General features: G+C 71.5%; 13 protein-coding genes. 7 read left to right on the top strand and 6 right to left on the bottom strand.

Features of this window, described 5'->3' with window-relative positions:
• Positions 1 to 8: 8 nt before the first annotated feature.
• Positions 9 to 1,295, top strand: a complete 1,287-nt coding sequence (locus AB2L57_RS12265; protein ID WP_409047214.1) for an alpha/beta fold hydrolase — start codon at positions 9 to 11, stop codon at positions 1,293 to 1,295.
• Positions 1,296 to 1,351: 56 nt separating this feature from the next.
• On the top strand, positions 1,352 to 2,722 hold the full coding sequence (locus AB2L57_RS12270; protein WP_409047215.1) for a maltokinase N-terminal cap-like domain-containing protein: 1,371 nt from the start codon (positions 1,352 to 1,354) through the stop codon (positions 2,720 to 2,722).
• Here the strand turns inward: AB2L57_RS12270 and AB2L57_RS12275 are convergent.
• Positions 2,703 to 3,944 carry a CDP-glycerol glycerophosphotransferase family protein gene (locus AB2L57_RS12275; protein WP_409047216.1) on the bottom strand — a complete coding sequence of 414 codons (1,242 nt, stop codon included), beginning with the start codon at positions 3,942 to 3,944 and terminating at the stop codon, positions 2,703 to 2,705. The genes AB2L57_RS12270 and AB2L57_RS12275 overlap by 20 nt on opposite strands.
• A gap of 134 nt (positions 3,945 to 4,078) precedes the next feature.
• Between AB2L57_RS12275 and AB2L57_RS12280 the strand changes: the two genes are divergently transcribed.
• The gene (locus tag AB2L57_RS12280) at positions 4,079 to 5,104 is read left to right on the top strand and encodes a glycosyltransferase (protein WP_409048622.1); all 1,026 of its coding nucleotides are present in this window, start codon (positions 4,079 to 4,081) and stop codon (positions 5,102 to 5,104) included.
• A gap of 20 nt (positions 5,105 to 5,124) precedes the next feature.
• Here AB2L57_RS12280 and AB2L57_RS12285 read toward each other — a convergent pair whose 3' ends face one another.
• The 3 genes from AB2L57_RS12285 to AB2L57_RS12295 all read right to left on the bottom strand — a co-directional run bounded on the left by AB2L57_RS12285 (position 5,125) and on the right by AB2L57_RS12295 (position 9,492).
• Positions 5,125 to 6,588 (bottom strand): CDP-glycerol glycerophosphotransferase family protein, encoded by a 1,464-nt coding sequence (locus AB2L57_RS12285; RefSeq protein WP_409047217.1) that lies wholly within the window; start codon positions 6,586 to 6,588, stop codon positions 5,125 to 5,127.
• Positions 6,585 to 7,889 (bottom strand): CDP-glycerol glycerophosphotransferase family protein, encoded by a 1,305-nt coding sequence (locus AB2L57_RS12290; RefSeq protein ID WP_409047218.1) that lies wholly within the window; start codon positions 7,887 to 7,889, stop codon positions 6,585 to 6,587. The genes AB2L57_RS12285 and AB2L57_RS12290 overlap by 4 nt, the downstream gene beginning before the upstream one ends.
• Before the next feature lie 97 nt (positions 7,890 to 7,986).
• Positions 7,987 to 9,492 (bottom strand): trypsin-like peptidase domain-containing protein, encoded by a 1,506-nt coding sequence (locus AB2L57_RS12295; protein ID WP_409047219.1) that lies wholly within the window; start codon positions 9,490 to 9,492, stop codon positions 7,987 to 7,989.
• A 141-nt stretch (positions 9,493 to 9,633) separates the two neighbouring features.
• Between AB2L57_RS12295 and AB2L57_RS12300 the strand changes: the two genes are divergently transcribed.
• The gene (locus tag AB2L57_RS12300; protein WP_409047220.1) at positions 9,634 to 10,836 is read left to right on the top strand and encodes an aminotransferase class I/II-fold pyridoxal phosphate-dependent enzyme; all 1,203 of its coding nucleotides are present in this window, start codon (positions 9,634 to 9,636) and stop codon (positions 10,834 to 10,836) included.
• 34 nt (positions 10,837 to 10,870) lie between these two features.
• Here AB2L57_RS12300 and AB2L57_RS12305 read toward each other — a convergent pair whose 3' ends face one another.
• Positions 10,871 to 11,704, bottom strand: coding sequence for a carbon-nitrogen hydrolase family protein (locus AB2L57_RS12305; RefSeq protein ID WP_292810596.1), 834 nt, complete (start codon positions 11,702 to 11,704; stop codon positions 10,871 to 10,873).
• Entirely contained in the window at positions 11,701 to 12,252 is a 552-nt protein-coding gene (locus AB2L57_RS12310; RefSeq protein ID WP_292810594.1) for a DUF6328 family protein, read from the bottom strand. Before AB2L57_RS12310 ends, AB2L57_RS12305 begins: the two co-directional genes overlap by 4 nt.
• Before the next feature lie 128 nt (positions 12,253 to 12,380).
• Here AB2L57_RS12310 and AB2L57_RS12315 point away from each other — a divergent pair, with 128 nt between their 5' ends.
• Genes AB2L57_RS12315 through mtnB form a run of 3 tightly spaced genes read left to right on the top strand, consistent with a single transcriptional unit; the run spans position 12,381 to position 14,844 of the window.
• The gene (locus tag AB2L57_RS12315; RefSeq protein ID WP_409047221.1) at positions 12,381 to 13,502 is read left to right on the top strand and encodes a hypothetical protein; all 1,122 of its coding nucleotides are present in this window, start codon (positions 12,381 to 12,383) and stop codon (positions 13,500 to 13,502) included.
• Complete coding sequence (gene mtnC / locus AB2L57_RS12320) at positions 13,499 to 14,215, top strand: acireductone synthase (protein ID WP_409047222.1); 717 nt, start codon at positions 13,499 to 13,501, stop codon at positions 14,213 to 14,215. The genes AB2L57_RS12315 and mtnC overlap by 4 nt, the downstream gene beginning before the upstream one ends.
• The gene (gene mtnB, locus AB2L57_RS12325; RefSeq protein ID WP_409047223.1) at positions 14,212 to 14,844 is read left to right on the top strand and encodes a methylthioribulose 1-phosphate dehydratase; all 633 of its coding nucleotides are present in this window, start codon (positions 14,212 to 14,214) and stop codon (positions 14,842 to 14,844) included. Before mtnC ends, mtnB begins: the two co-directional genes overlap by 4 nt.
• Positions 14,845 to 14,859 lie beyond the last annotated feature (15 nt).

A 14,859-nucleotide genomic window follows, 5' to 3' on the forward strand; every position in this document is an offset into this window, starting at 1 on the left:
AGCACACCATGAAGCTTCCCTACGCCGAGGTCGCGTTCGACAAGAAGGGCCGCGAAATCGACGGCGCCGACCGCGAACGCCTGGACGAGCTGCTCGCCCGCACACGCCCGACCGACCTGATCGTGATCTCGCACGGCTGGAACAACACCCACGGTCAGGCGCGCGCCCTGTACGAGCGATTCATCGACTCCCTGGTCGCCGTACGCCCCCAGGTCGACGGCGCCGCCACGCGCCGATTCGTCGTCGTCGGGATGCTGTGGCCATCGATCCTGTGGGCTCCGGCCGAGTCCGACGGCGCGGGCGCCGGAGTGGGAGGTGAGGAGGAAGCGCTGATCGCCGACATCCGGGCCCGCGTCGACGACGAGGATGCCGCGGCCGAGCTGATCGCGCTCGTGCCGCAGCTCGAGACGTCGGGCGATGCGCAGAAGCGCTTTGTGGATGTCCTGCGTGCGACGCTTCCGGATTCCTCGGAGGGCGAGGACGCGGCCGGGTTCGAAGCCCTGCGCACGGCCGATGCCGCCGACGTCCTCGACGCGGCACGCGCGCTGGAGGAGGAACAGGCCGCACCGGCAGCGGTGGGCGGAGCCGCCGTGATCGATCCCGCGGGGCTGTCGCCCCTCGATTCGGGCGGCCCCGGCGGGGGCGCGGGACTGTTCGACAGCATCCTGCGCGCGGGACGCGGCCTGGTGAACGTCACGACCTATTACACGATGAAGGAGCGGGCCGGCGTCGTCGGCGCACGGGGATTCGCTCCCCTGCTCGGTCACCTCCACGAGGAGGCGCCCGCCGCCCGCATTCACCTGGTGGGGCACTCCTTCGGCGGTCGTGCCGTCACCGCGGCTGCTCTCGCGAGCACGGCTCCGGTGGCATCGCTGTCTCTGCTGCAGGCCGCATACAGCCACTTCGGCATGGCGCGCGCCTACGACGACACGGGCGCGGACGGCGCGTTCGCCGGTGTGCCCGAGAAGGTCCGCGGTCCCGTGATCATCACCCACACCGTCAACGACAAGGCCGTCGGGCTCGCCTACCCGGTCGCCTCCCGGCTGGCGCGCCAGATCGGGGTCGGGCTCGGCGACGCCGCGGATCCCTACGGCGGAATCGGTCGCAACGGCGCGCTGAAGACGCCCGGCGCCACGACCGCGGACCTCGGCGACGTGGGCGCAACCTATGCTCTCGCCGCGGGACGGGTGACCTCGCTCCGCGCCGATCGGTACATCGGAGACCACTCCGACGTCACCGGCCGCGAGGTGGCATACGCCGTCCTGTGCGCGGTCATGAGCGCATCTGCGCCGTGAAGTCAACCCGTCCGGCGCATCTCGACACTGCCGGGGGTCGAGAATACGCTCGCCCTATGGACAGCACGATTTCGTGCCTGGCGGCGTGGATGCCGCGGCAGCGATGGTATGCCGGCAAGGGCCGTGCTCCGCATCTCGCGATCATCGGCTCGTGGGACCTGCCCTCGCCCTCCCCCGGCGTCGTGGTGCGCACCTACCTCGTCGTCGATGAGTCCGCGCTGCCCATCGTGCTCTACCAGGTGCCGGTCGTGGCGCGGGCGACCGCTGACGTCGAGGCCGATGCCGCGCACGTCATCGGCGATCCGGAACCGGGCACGACCCTGATCGACGGGCCGCACGATCCCGCCTACGCGAACGCGCTTCTCGCCCTCATCACCACCGGGACCGAGGCGGTCGGAAGCGGAGCCCGCGCCCAGGGCTTTCCCGCAGGCGCGGGCGCGCCGCTCACCGCGATGCGCTCCGCGGTGCTCGCGGGTGAGCAGTCCAACACCTCGATCGTGTACCGCCCGGCAGAAGAGGGCGCGGCGGCACCGATCATCTGCAAGGTGTTCCGTCAGCTGCACGGCGGACGCAACCCCGACATCGAGCTGCAGACCGCGCTCGCCGCGGCCGGCTCCGAGCATGTGCCCCCCGCGATCGGGTCGATCGGGGGGTCCTGGCCGGATCCGATGGGCCGAGGCGAGCAGGCGGGTTCTCTCGCGTTCGCGCAGGAGTTCCTGCCCGGCGTGGAGGATGCGTGGCGGGTCGCCCTGCGCGCCGCGTCGTCCGGCGAGGACTTCACCGAGCGCGCGGAGCAGCTCGGTGTCGCGACCGCCGAGGTCCACCTGCTGCTGGCCGGCCTGTTCCCGCCGCACGAGGCCTCGGAGCAGGACCGGGCGGCCGTTCGTGCCGTCTGGGACAGGCGGCTCGTGACCGCCGTCTCGGAAGTCCCCGGCATCGCCGCCCGACGTGCCGAGATCGAGGCCGTCTACGACCGTGCACTGCAGCATCCCTGGCCCGCCCTCCAGCGCGTGCACGGCGACTACCACCTGGGACAGGTCATCCTCGTCCCCGGGCGCGGCTGGGTGCTGCTGGATTTCGAGGGCGAGCCGCTGCGACCGATGGCCGAGCGCACGCGTCCCGACCTCGCGCTGCGGGACGTGGCCGGGATGCTGCGCTCGTTCGACTACGTCGGCGGGTCGATACGTCTTGACCGGCCTGATCACTCCGTCGATGCGGTGACCGACTGGGTCGCCGCGGCGCGTGCCGCGTTCCTGCGCGGCTACGCGGGGGCGGCCGACGTGGACCTTGCGGACGTGGCGGACCTCCTGAACGCCTTGGAGCTCGACAAGGCCGTCTACGAGGTCATCTACGAGGCACGCAACCGACCGACGTGGACATCCATCCCGCGTTCCGCCATCGGACGCATCATCGATCGGCCCGGGTGAGTGTGCGGGCGTGCCATCGCTCCCAGTCGTCCATGAGGCCCTGGATCGCGGCGTGGAACTTCGCCGTCGCGGCCCCCGGCGCCGTCTCACCGAAGTAGTGCTGCACCCACGTACCCAGCCGTTCGATCGCCGCGGCGTCGCCGCGCACCCGCTCGACCTCGGCGACGATCCCGCCCGCGTCCGCGGCGTCCAGCCACTCGCACGCCGAGAGGTAGCCGTTCGTGTCGACGAGGGCCTCGGGATCGGCCGGGCGCGTGATCATCAGCGGCTTGCCCGCCGCCAGCCGGTCGTAGACCATCGCCGAGATGTCGACGACGGCGACGTCCGCGGCGGCCAGCTGCCAGCCGAGGTCGGGCCCGTCGTCGAAGACGTGCTCGGCCGTGGTGTCCGCCGCATTGGCCCGGCCGAGCGCCGCGATGATGCGTTGATTCGCGGCACCGTACGCGGGATCGATGACCCCGCTGCGGGGATGCGGTCGGTAGATCACGCGATGACGTCCGGTCGTCAGCAGCGCATCGACGAGCGCCTCGCCGTGGGTGAGGATGGAGCCGTAGTGCGCCGAGGGGCGGTCGCCCTCCCATGTCGGGGCGTAGAGCACGACGGTGCGCTCGTCGGGCGTGTACGGGAGCGCACCCGAGTAGTGATCGGCCTGGGGCCTGCCGATCTCGATCGCCCGCTTGTCGAGGTCGTAATCCCACAGCACGCGGTCGAGGCGCTCGCGGGCCGCGGCGCCCGCGATGAACGCCACGTCGTACGCCTTGTACTGGTTGGTCGTCATGTACATCTTGTCGGACTCGCCGTGGTTGATGAACACGTGCCACCGTCGGCCGTAGCGGAACATCTGGAAGTTGCGGGTGTTCTGGTTGACGTAGAGCACCACGCGGATGTCCTGCGTGTGCACGTAGCGCTCGAGATCACGCACCGTGGGCACGAAAGCCACCGGAAGTGCGCCGTCTGCGAGGAGGGCACGCGCGCCGGTGGCGGAACGGGCGAGCACGACCACCGGCCAGATGCGGGCCAACTCGGCCAGCGGCTTGTACCACTGGCGCATCTGGTACATGTTCACATCGCCGTCCGCGAAGTACACCGCGACGCGATAGTGCTCGGGCGCATGCGGAGGCAGCGCCGCCAGGGTCTTGCGGACGCTGCGCACGGACGCGCGGGTGGCGAGCGCCTTCACCAGCAGCGCCCTCGCCTTGCGCGCATCCGACACGATTCCCACCCGGCAAGCCTACCCAGGCTCACATCGCGCGCCCGTGACATGATCGACGGGTGCAGGTGGATGATCCCGGACGACGCGCGATCGCACGCCGGGACGCCCCCACCGTGGCGGCCGGCTCGGGCGTGTCGTTCATCATGCCCGTGCTCAACGAGCGTGCCTACCTCGAGCGCGCGGTGCGCACCGTCCTCGAACAGGTCGTCGACGGACCGACCGAGCTCGTACTCGCGCTGGGCCCTTCGAGCGATGGAACGACCGCACTGGCCGAACGCCTCGCCGCCGCGGATGACCGCATCCTCCTCGTGCACAACCCGGCCGCCGACATCCCGGTGGGTCTGAACGCCGCGATCCGTGCGAGCACGCTACCGACGATCGTGCGCGTCGACGCGCATTCGGAGCTGGCCCCCGATTACACGCGACTCGCCCTCGCGACGCTCGCGCGCACGCGCGCCGCCAACGTCGGGGGCGTCATGCGCGCCGACGGCCGCTCACCCTTCCAGCGCGCCGTCGCCCGCGCCTACAACTCCCCCATCGGCCTCGGCGGCGGCGCGTACCACGGCGGCACCCGCGAGGGCGAGGCCGAATCGGCCTACCTCGGGGTCATGCGCCGCGCCGTCCTCGACGAGGTCGGTCTCTTCGACGAATCGATCCGCCGCGGCGAGGACTGGGAGCTCAACCTCCGCATCCGCAGCGCCGGATACCGCGTGTGGTTCGATCCCGGCCTCTCCGTCACCTACTGGCCCCGCGAGAGCTGGCCGCGGCTGGCCCGTCAGTTCTTCGCCACCGGCACGTGGCGCGGCGAACTCGTCCGCCGCTACGGACGACGCAATTCGCTCCGCTTCTTCGCGCCGCCGGCCCTCGTCCTCTCGGCGGGCACGGCAGCCGTGCTCGCCGTGCTGCAGGCGACCCGGATCGTGACGGGTGCGGCCTCGATGGCAGCATCCGTCCTCTACCTGCCCGTCGCCGCGTACACGGCACTCGTTGCGGGTGTCGCGGCCGGTCGCGGCGGAGGCCGCGGGTGGCGAGACAAGGTCTGGACGCTCGCCGTGCTGCCGACGATGCATCTCGCGTGGGGAGCCGGATTCGTGCGCGGGCTCGCGCGCGGGGCGCGCGACACCGTCGACACCTCGCGCCTGAGCGAGCGCAACACCCCCCTGCCGTAGCCCGCACGGCCGGCAGCGGATCAGTCTCGGCCGATGAATCCCTGATCGAGCAGACGCGCGACGACGCGCTCGGCTGCGCGGCCGTCCTCGCGTGCCGTGAACGCACGCTGCCACGCCGTGTAGCGGGCTCCGAACAGCCCGGGCAGATCGCTGTCGCCGAGCGCCGCCGCGAGCTCGTCCTGCGTGCGCACGACGGGCCCCGGCGCACGCTCGACGAGATCGAAGTAGAAGCCGCGGAGCTCGCCCCGATAGTGCTCGAGATCCGGCACGAGGAAGTACATCGGCTTGCCGGTGACCGCGAAGTCGAACATCACCGAGGAGTAGTCCGTGATGAGCGCGTCGGCGACCAGGAGCAATCGAGAGATGTCGGGATAACCCGTGACGTCGATCACCCTCGGCCCATCGACGTCGCGTCCCGGGATCAGCGTGCGGGAATGACCGCGCACGAGCACCACGGCATCCGCATCGCGGGCGAGGGTCGCCGGATCGACGAAGTCGACCATCAGCGCTCGATCGTCCCGCCAGGTCGGGGCGTAGAGCAGCACCCGTTCGTCCGCTCGGATGCCCAGCGCCCGTCGGATGTCCGCACCGTCGCCGGTGACGAGCACATCGTTGCGCGGATACCCCTCCACCCAGATGGGACGTGTCAGGAACGCGTAGGCCTTGCGCAGGATGTTCGCCGCATAGGGGTTCGCCGCCAGCAGCACGTCCCAGCGGCGTCCCTCGCGCACGACCGCGATCATGCGACGCGGATCGAAACCGGGCCGGTGCAGCGCCAGCCGCTTGAGCGGCGTGCCGTGCCATGTCTGCAGCACCCGCTGCCCCGGCCGCCGCGAGAAACGGCGACGCAGCCAGTCGTTGACCACCAGCAGGCGCGCCTGACCCCGCGCACGCCACCACTCCGGGCTCGCCTCCACCACGGGTACGGCTCCCGGCGGCACCTCCACCGACAGGTCGACCACACTCCAGTAGCGCGTCACCTCAGGCGCGACGCGCGCGAGTTCACGGTCGATCGCGAGCGGATTGCAGCTCGCGCTGCGTCCGTAGAAGCTCTCGAAGAAGACCGCGTTCTCGAGCGGACCGGCTCCGGCCGCGTAACGGCGCTCGAGCGCATCCTGCCCCTCACCGGAGTCGTAGACAGGGTCCACCGGGGGGCCCACGGCCAGTCGGCCCGCCTCGCCGTCGAGCTGCGCCCGCAATGCCGTGCCCACGGTGAGCGGCACGGAGTCCGAAACCACCGCCTCGGCATCCCGACCGGCCCATCGCGCACGCACCTCGTACGCTCCGGAGGGCAGCGGCAGCCGCGCGCCGCCCCACCTCGCCGCGGTGAGGGGTACGCGTGCCCGCCACGTGCGACCGCGTCCCGTCAGGGTCGCATCCACGCGCGCGCGGGGGCCTTCGAGCCACAGAGCCTCGGGGCGCTCGCCCTCTCCCGTGATGGTGAGCTCGGGCGCTTCCGCGCACCTCAGCTGAGCCGTCGTCATGCCGTGGTCCCCTCCGCGCCCGCGTCCGCACGCCCGGCACCCATCGTGGCTGCGGGCAGACCCGCCCGTTCCACAATCGCACGGTACACCCGCCGCGTGCTGCCACCGTCGCGGAAGGCGTGCACGCGCAGGCTCAGAGCGCGCGACAGCGCGGATCGCCGCTCCTGTTCGGCGGGATCCCTCAGAAGCGTCGCCAGCTGCACCGTCGCCTCGGCCCATGTGCGCGCGAGGTCCGGCCCCGCCACATCCTCGTACCGCCCGTAGAACCCGCGACGCCGCGCGTACACCTCCGCATCGGGCGCGAAGTACAGCACGGGAAGCGCGACGAGCGCCGCGTCGAACGCCATCGAGGAGTAGTCCGTGATCAGCGCATCCAGGCCGGGCAGGGCCGGTGTCGCATCTCGGACCAGGTCGCTGCCGAAGGCACGCACGCGCGCAGAATCGCGCGGCGGGGTGTAGTCCCCCGCACCCAGCGGGTGCGAGCGCACGAGCAGCACCGCGTCGCACGCGTCGAGCACCGCGAGAAGCGCATCCCACTCCTGCCCCGTCGGCACCGCGGGGTCCGGATCTCCGTCGCGCCACGTCGGCGCGTAGAGCACGACGCGCGACCCGGGCGTGGGCAGCGGCCCGACAGCATCCACGATCCTCGCGCGCGCACGATCTGCGCTCGGCTCCACCCCGCCCGCCGTGAGGACGTCGGTGCGGGGCTCGCCCGTCACGGGCACACGCTCGTCGGGCAGGGCGAAGGCCGACTCGAGCCGCCCCCGGACCAGGTGCGACGCCGCCGGCAGCAGATCGATGCGCCGCGTCGCCCTCGTGTACATCAGCCGAAGCAGCGCGCGCACGACGCGCGAGCGCGGCAGGATGCTGCTGCGCAGCGTCTCGGGAGAGTCCAGACCGATGCGCTTGAGGGGGATGCCGTGCCACAGCTGCACGGTGAAGGCACCCGCAACGGCGTACCTGTTGGCGTCGCCGAAGCCGTGCGTGACGACGACGACCCGCGCGCGCGCGGTGCGCCAGAACCCGCGGAGGGAGCTCTTGCGCGCGAAAGTGATGCCGAGTGCGCGCGCATCGGCGTCGTCGCGCGGCGATCCCGTCAGCCAGAGGGCCGGGCGGCCGTCGGCCGTGACCTGCCTCCAGAGCGCGAGCGCTCCGTCGGTCACCCCGGCACCGCAGCCGAACACCCACTGGTCGCGCGAGCGCGGAATCACCCGCACGGCCAGAGCGCCGAGGACGTAGGCGGGGATCCGCAGCAGCTGAGCCGCGTTGCCCGCGCCGAACGAGAACGACGCCACGATCATGCCTCCCCGCACGAGCCTAGCGGGGGCACACCCTCCGTCAGGCATGCGGATGCCCCCGGGCTGGAGGTCCCGGGGGCATCCGACGTTCGTCGCGGGCCTACTGCAGCGACCCCAGGGTGACCGTGGTCTCGAGGGTCTCGCCGTCACGCACGTAGGTCACGGTCGCCTCGCTGCCCGCGGCGGCCGCACGCACCTGCGCCGTGAGATCGACCGAATCGGTGATCGGAACCCCGTTGAACGCGGTCACGATGTCGTCCGCGGCGAGTCCGCCGTCCTCGGCCGCGCCGCCGGGCGTGACCGAGTCGATGTACGCGCCCGAGATCGTCGCTCCCTCCACCGCACTCGCGGCGAGAACGGTGGCACCCAGCAGGCCGTGAGTCGCTTCACCGTCGGCGATGATCTCGTCGGTGATGCGCTCCACGACATTCGAGGGGATCGAGAATCCCACGCCGATCGACCCCGACTCGCTCGACGAGCCGGCCGTCGCGATCGCGACGTTGATGCCGATCAGACGCCCCTCGCCGTCGACGAGCGCGCCGCCCGAGTTGCCGGGGTTGATCGCGGCGTCCGTCTGGATGACGGCGATCTTGATCGTCTCGCTCGCCATGGACTGCTGCTCCTGACCGGGGATGTCGAACTGGAACGGACCCTGGTCCTGCTCCTGGTCCTCCTCACCATCCCCCTCATCGTCGCCGCCGGACTCCGGAGCCGCCGACGAGGCGATCTCGATGCTGCGGTTCAGGGCGCTGATGATGCCCGTCGTGACGGTGTTCGCAAGCCCGAGGGGCGCTCCGATCGCTACGCTCTGATCGCCCACGTTGAGCTCGGACGAGTCCGCGAACTCGATCGGCGTGAGCCCCTCGGCATCGACGAGCCGGATGACCGCGAGGTCGTACGTGGGATCCGTGCCGACGATCTCGGCGTCGTAGATGCGACCGTCTGAGGTCGTCACCCGGATCTCGGGGGTGCCCGTTCCGCCATCGAGCGTGACGACGTGGGTGTTGGTGACGACGTAGCCGTCCTCGCTGAGGACGACACCCGAGCCGCTGCCTCCCGAGCCTCCGGCCGAGACCTCGATGGTCACGACGCTCGGCAGGACCTTGGCGGCGATCGCGGTGGTGGCCGTCACGCTCTCCGGATTGTTCACGGTGACCGTGCCACCGCCGGCCACGACGGTGGTCGCGGGCTGGCCCCACAGCTGGGTGCCGGCGTACGCCGTACCGAGGCCGGCCGCGCCGCCGACCAGGGCGGCCGCGACGATCAGACCGGTCACCTTGCCCGCGGCCGACTTCTTCTTGGCGGGTCGTTCGGCCGTGGCGGTGCTCGAGCCGAAGGTCGGGCCACCGGCGGACGCGCCGCCCAGCGGAAGCGTGGGCTGGGTGGCGTGCGCTCCGTAAGGGGATGCCGCCGGACCGAACGAGGCCCCGTGTGAGGGGGCGCCGGCGCCCGGGTGGTAGCCCGCGGGATACGCGGGCATCGGTGGCCGCGGCGGCACCGGCGCAGCCTGCGCCGGGATCTCCGTCTGCGGATGCGGGTGGGGGGCGGCGGTGCCCTGCGGCTGCTCGCCGTCGTGGTCGGGGCGGACGCCCTGCGTGTCACTCATCGGTGCTCCTTCGTCCAAAGCCCTTTCACCATCCTCCCGGATCCTGTGTGTTGCTTATGACGACACCCCATTTCGGCTATGCGATGACGTTGCCCTAGCCTTGAGCGGCCCGGCCTCCGAAGCGGGCGGAAGGTGCCACACATGAGTGAGATCACAGGCGCCTGGCGTCGGACGGCGGCGGGCGCGGGACTTCTCCGGCCCGACGGATCGGTCGCCACGACGATCTTCGCCGAGATGAGCGGCCTCGCCACGAGCACCGGCGCCCTCAACCTCGGGCAGGGCTTTCCCGACGAGGACGGGCCCGCCGAGGTGCTCGAGGCTGCGCGCTCGGCCATCGCGGGCGGAGCGAACCAGTATCCGCCGGGCCGCGGCATCCCGGATCTCCTGCAGGCGATCGCCGAGCACCAGGAGCGCTTCTACGGCGTGACCCTCGACCCCGAGCGGGAGGTGCTCGTCACCGCCGGTGCCACCGAAGCGCTCGCCTCGACACTGCTCGCCCTCATCGACTCGCCGGAGGACGAGGTCGTCGTCTTCGAGCCCTTCTACGACTCGTACGCCGCGTGTGTCGCTCTCGCCGGGGCGCGATTAGTGACGGTCCCCCTGCGCTGGCCCGATTTCCAGCCCGATCTCGACGCGCTCGAGGCCGTCGTGAGCGATCGCACGCGAATCATCCTCGTGAACGATCCGCACAACCCCACCGGTGCGGTCTTCAGCTCGGAGGTGCGCGAGCGCATCGTGGCCCTCGCCCATCGGCACGATGCCGTGATCGTCACCGACGAGGTCTACGAGCACCTCACCTTCGGTGAGCCGCACGTTCCGATCGCGACGATTCCCGGAGCGGCGGAGCGCACGCTGACGATCTCATCGGCGGGCAAGACGTTCCGCACGACGGGGTGGAAGATCGGCTGGCTGAGCGGCCCGGAAGAGCTCGTGACCGCCGTCATGACCGTCAAGCAGTACCTCACGTATGTCAACGGCTCGCCCTTCCAGCCTGCGATCGCCGTCGGGCTGCGACTGCCCGATGAGTTCTTCGCGCACATCGCGCGCGATCTCGAGCACGGCCGCGACATGCTCGGCGCCGGCCTTCGCGCCGCGGGGTTCGATGTGTCCGTGCCGCGTGGGTCCTACTTCACCGTCGCCGACGCCGGTCCGCTCGGCGCGACCGACGCCGATGAGTTCTGCCGCGAGCTGCCCCGGCGCGCAGGGGTCGTGGGGATCCCCGTGACCGCGTTCGTCACCCCCGAGCACCGCGCAGACTATGCCGCGCTGGTGCGTTTCGCCGCCTGCAAGCGCGTCGACGTGATCGAGCAGGCCGCCTCGCGTCTGGCCGGCATGGCCCCCTGAGCGTCGGCGCAGGCGCCTCGCTCCGCGAACGGGGTCAGGCGGGCGCGACGCGGAATCGGCGCAGCGCGAGCGCGGGGTTCACACGGCGCACCCGTTCGATCGCTGCGCGTTCGAGGAACGCGACCGCGACGTCCGTGCCCGTACCCACGCACGCCATCTCGACGCCCTGCGGATCGATCACGCCGCTGTGCCCGATCCCGAGCGGCGGCGGATGGTCGGCGGCCGCGACGTAGAGGGTGTTCTCGATCGCTCGCGCCTGCAGGAGGGTGCGCCAGTGGTGCTCCTTCAGGGGGCCGCGCACCCACTCCGCCGGCACCAGCACGACATCCGCGCCGGCGTCGGCGAGTGTGCGGGTGACCTCGGGAAACCGCAGGTCGTAGCAGGTTTGCAGCGCAAAGCGCAGTCCGTGCCACACGAAGGTCTCGGGCGTCGCGATCTCGCCCGGTTCGATCCAGTCCGACTCGCGCTGCCCGAAGGCGTCGTAGAGGTGGAGTTTGCGGTACGTCGCCAGCAGGCCCTCGTCGCCCGACACCGCCACGACGGTGTTGCGCACGCGCCGTTCATCGGCGGCGCGCTCCAGGAACCCCGCGACGATGCAGACGCGGTGGCGGGCGGCGAGGGCGGTCAGCGCCGTCACGAAGGGGCCGTCGAGATCCTCGGCGTGGGTCGCGAGAGAGGCATCGAAGGGGTCGACGAAGTAGCTCGAGTATTCGGGCAGGAGCACAAGATCAGCGCCGCGCGCGACCGCCCGTTCGACGAGGTCCGCGATCACCTCCAGGTTCACGGCGGGAGCGGCGCTGGGTGCGAACTGGGCGACGGCCACGCCGACGGTGGTGGTGGCGACCGTGGTGGGGGCGGCATCCGTCATCGCTCGTCCTTTCCCTCGGGGCGCAGGCGCCACACCAGCGGTAGGAGGACCCACAGCGCGACGATCACGACGCCGAGGGCCACGGCCGACACTGTCGCCGCCAGGTGGCTCACGACGACGTCGAAGATGAACGCGACGACGCCGACGACCAGCACCGACACCGTCGCCAGGGCGGTCAGCAGGGCCGCGTGGCCGTAGGCGACGATGCGTCGCTTCTCGCGGCGGCGGAACAGGATGCGATGCAAGGCGACGGGGGCGAGGGCGATGATCGCGCTGAGCGCCGAGGCGACGACGAGGAAGAGGTAGAACCCGCGCTGCCCGTCCGACAGATCGCCGAAGGCCGGCTGAAAGGCGAGGGCGAGGAGAAAACCGGTGAGGATCTGGGTGCCCGTCTGCAGGACGCGCAGCTCCTGGAGCACCTCGATCCAGTTGCGGTCGTAGCGCTCGGTGGCGCTCTCGTCCCGCCCGTCACGTACGTCATCGACGCGGGAGGAATCCCCGTGCCGCGAGGATCTCCCCGACGTGGAGCCCTTCTCGATATCGACCATTCCCCCATCCTCGCGGCCCCGTCCGCGCGCGGGCAACCCGTCGCGACCGTGTTGCGCCGTGCGTCGTCCCGGGTTGGCACGGCTGCGCTTCCCCGTGTCAGGATGGCCGGGTCGGAAGGAGGGGTTGCGTGAGCCATACCGCCCCCGCAGCCACCCTCGAGAACTCCGTCGTGCTTGACGGGGACGTGGTGCGGATCCTCGACCGCCGCGTCTTCCCGGCCCGCATCGAGTGGGTCACCGCGCGCACGGCCCACGAGGTCGCCGCCGCGATCCGCGGCATGGTCACGCAGAGCTCCGGGCCGCTGTACGCCGCGTGCGCCGGCATGCAGCTCGCCGCGCTGCAGGCACGTACGCTGCCCGTGGACGCCGCCCGACGCGCCCTCACCGCGGCGGCCGGCGAGATCGCCGCCGCGCGCCCCACCAACGCGCACCCGCGCGATGCCGTCGCGCGCGTGATCGCCGGCATCGCCGACGCCACCACGACCGCAGAGCTCGTCGCGTCCGCGATCGATACCGCGCGAGACATCGACCTGGAGTACCGCGATGCGGGTCTGCGACTGGGGCGCGTCACGATCGAGCTGCTGCCCGCGAACGCTCGAGTACTGACGCACTGCTGGATGGACGCCTATCTCTTCGGGGTGGTCGCCGCCGCGCGTGAGGCCGATATCCGCCTCGACTGGGCGGCGACCGAGACCCGGCCGTATCTCCAGGGCGCGCGCCTGACCGCGCACTCCCTCCGAGAGTTGGATCAGCGGGTGACGCTCATCACCGACGGAATGGCCGCCGCGGCACTCGCATCGCCATCGGGGACGGGCACGGGACCGATCGACGCCGTCCTCACGGCGGCGGATCGGGTCTCACTCGACGGCGACGTCGTGAACAAGGTGGGCACCCTGGGAATCGCCGCGGCCGCCGCCGCATTCGGGGTGCCCTACTACGCCCTCGTGGAGGCTCCCGATCCCGCCGCCGCCACGGGCGCCGACATCGTCATCGAGGATCGGGATCCGCGTGAAGTGCTCGAGGTTCTCGGTGCGCGCACGGCGAGCCCCCTCGTCACCGATGCCTGGTACCCGGCGTTCGACCTCACGCCCGCGCGTCTGGTCACCCGCGTGGTCACCAAGCGCGGCGCGTTCGAACCGGCCGCCGTCGCAGCGCACTTCGCGACCGCGCCCGATCTTTACGCCCAGCCCCTCATCGCGCGTGGTCGGCGGGTCGCAGCATCCCCCCTCCAAGGAGCAGTTCCCGCATGAGCGAATCCGTCACCGCGAGCGCCGATGTCGTCGTCCTCGATCTCGAAGGCACCACCAGTGCCGCGGGGTTCATCCTCGGCGATCTCTACGATTATGCGCGGCCGCGACTCGAGGGGGTGCTTCGGCGGGCGGCACACGACGAGGGCGTGGCGCGCGCGCGGCGCGCGGCGATCGCCGAAACCGGCCTGCCGGATGATGCCGCCGACGCGCAGGTGGCCGACGCGCTGCGGGCTCTGATGGCGACCGATGTGAAGTCCACCCCGCTGAAGACGCTGCAGGGGATCATCTGGGCCGAGGGATTCGCGGCGGGTGAGATCTCGTCGCACTTCTTCGACGACGTTCCTCCCCGGCTGACCGGCTGGCACGCCGCCGGTGTGCGCCTCGTCGTGTACTCCTCGGGCTCCGTCGCCTCGCAAAAACCGTGGTTCCGTCACGCACCGCAGGGAGATCTGTCCTCGCTCGTCGAGGACTGGTTCGACACGGTCAACGCCGGTCCCAAGAAGGAGACCGGGTCGTACGAACGCATCGCCGCACACCTCGCCGTCGCCCCGGAGCGCGTGCTCTTCCTCACCGATCATCCCGACGAGGTCGCAGCGGCGCGCGCCGCCGGGTGGCAGGTGATCGCCCTGGACCGCCCCGGCGAGCCCTGGGAGGGTGCACAGGTCGCCGCGCCGGCGGTGACGTCGTTCGCGCAGATCGACGTGCGCCCGTGACCGGCATCGACGCCCTCGCCCTGAAGGCCGCGGGCGGCGCCCTCGCGGCCGAAGCGGCCCGTTTCTCGGGGTACGGCTGGATGCGCGGGACATCGGGCAACCTCTCGATCGTGATGCAGCGCGAACCTCTCGTGCTCGCCGTGACGGCGTCAGGACTCGACAAATCGGAGCTCACGGACGCCGACATCGTCCTCATCGACGCCGCGGGTCGCGCCGCCTCGGCCGATGACCCCCGTGCGCCTTCCGCCGAGGCGGGGCTGCACGCGCACATCGCCGCGCGCACCGGGGCCGGCGCGATCTTCCATGTGCACGCTCTCGACGCCGTCGTGGCCGGGCACCGGTGGCCGGAGGGCGTCGAGCTGCGCGACCTCGAGATGCTCAAGGGCATCGGACACGCCGCCCATGGCGAGAGCATCCTCATCCCCGTCATCGCCAACGACCAGGACATGGTGATCGAGTCGGAGCGCTTCGACTCGGTCTACGCGCCCCCCACGCCCCGGACGGCCGAGGTGCCGGCCCTCATCGTCGCCGGTCACGGCATGTACGCGTGGGGCGCCGACGTCGCCGCCGCGCGTCGCCACCTCGAGATCGCCGAGTGGATGCTGCGCTTCACCGTCGCGACGCGCTGAGACGCTCGGCACCTC

The sequence above is a fragment of the Microbacterium sp. HA-8 genome (assembly GCF_046111165.1).
Taxonomy (GTDB): Bacteria; Actinomycetota; Actinomycetes; order Actinomycetales; family Microbacteriaceae; genus Microbacterium.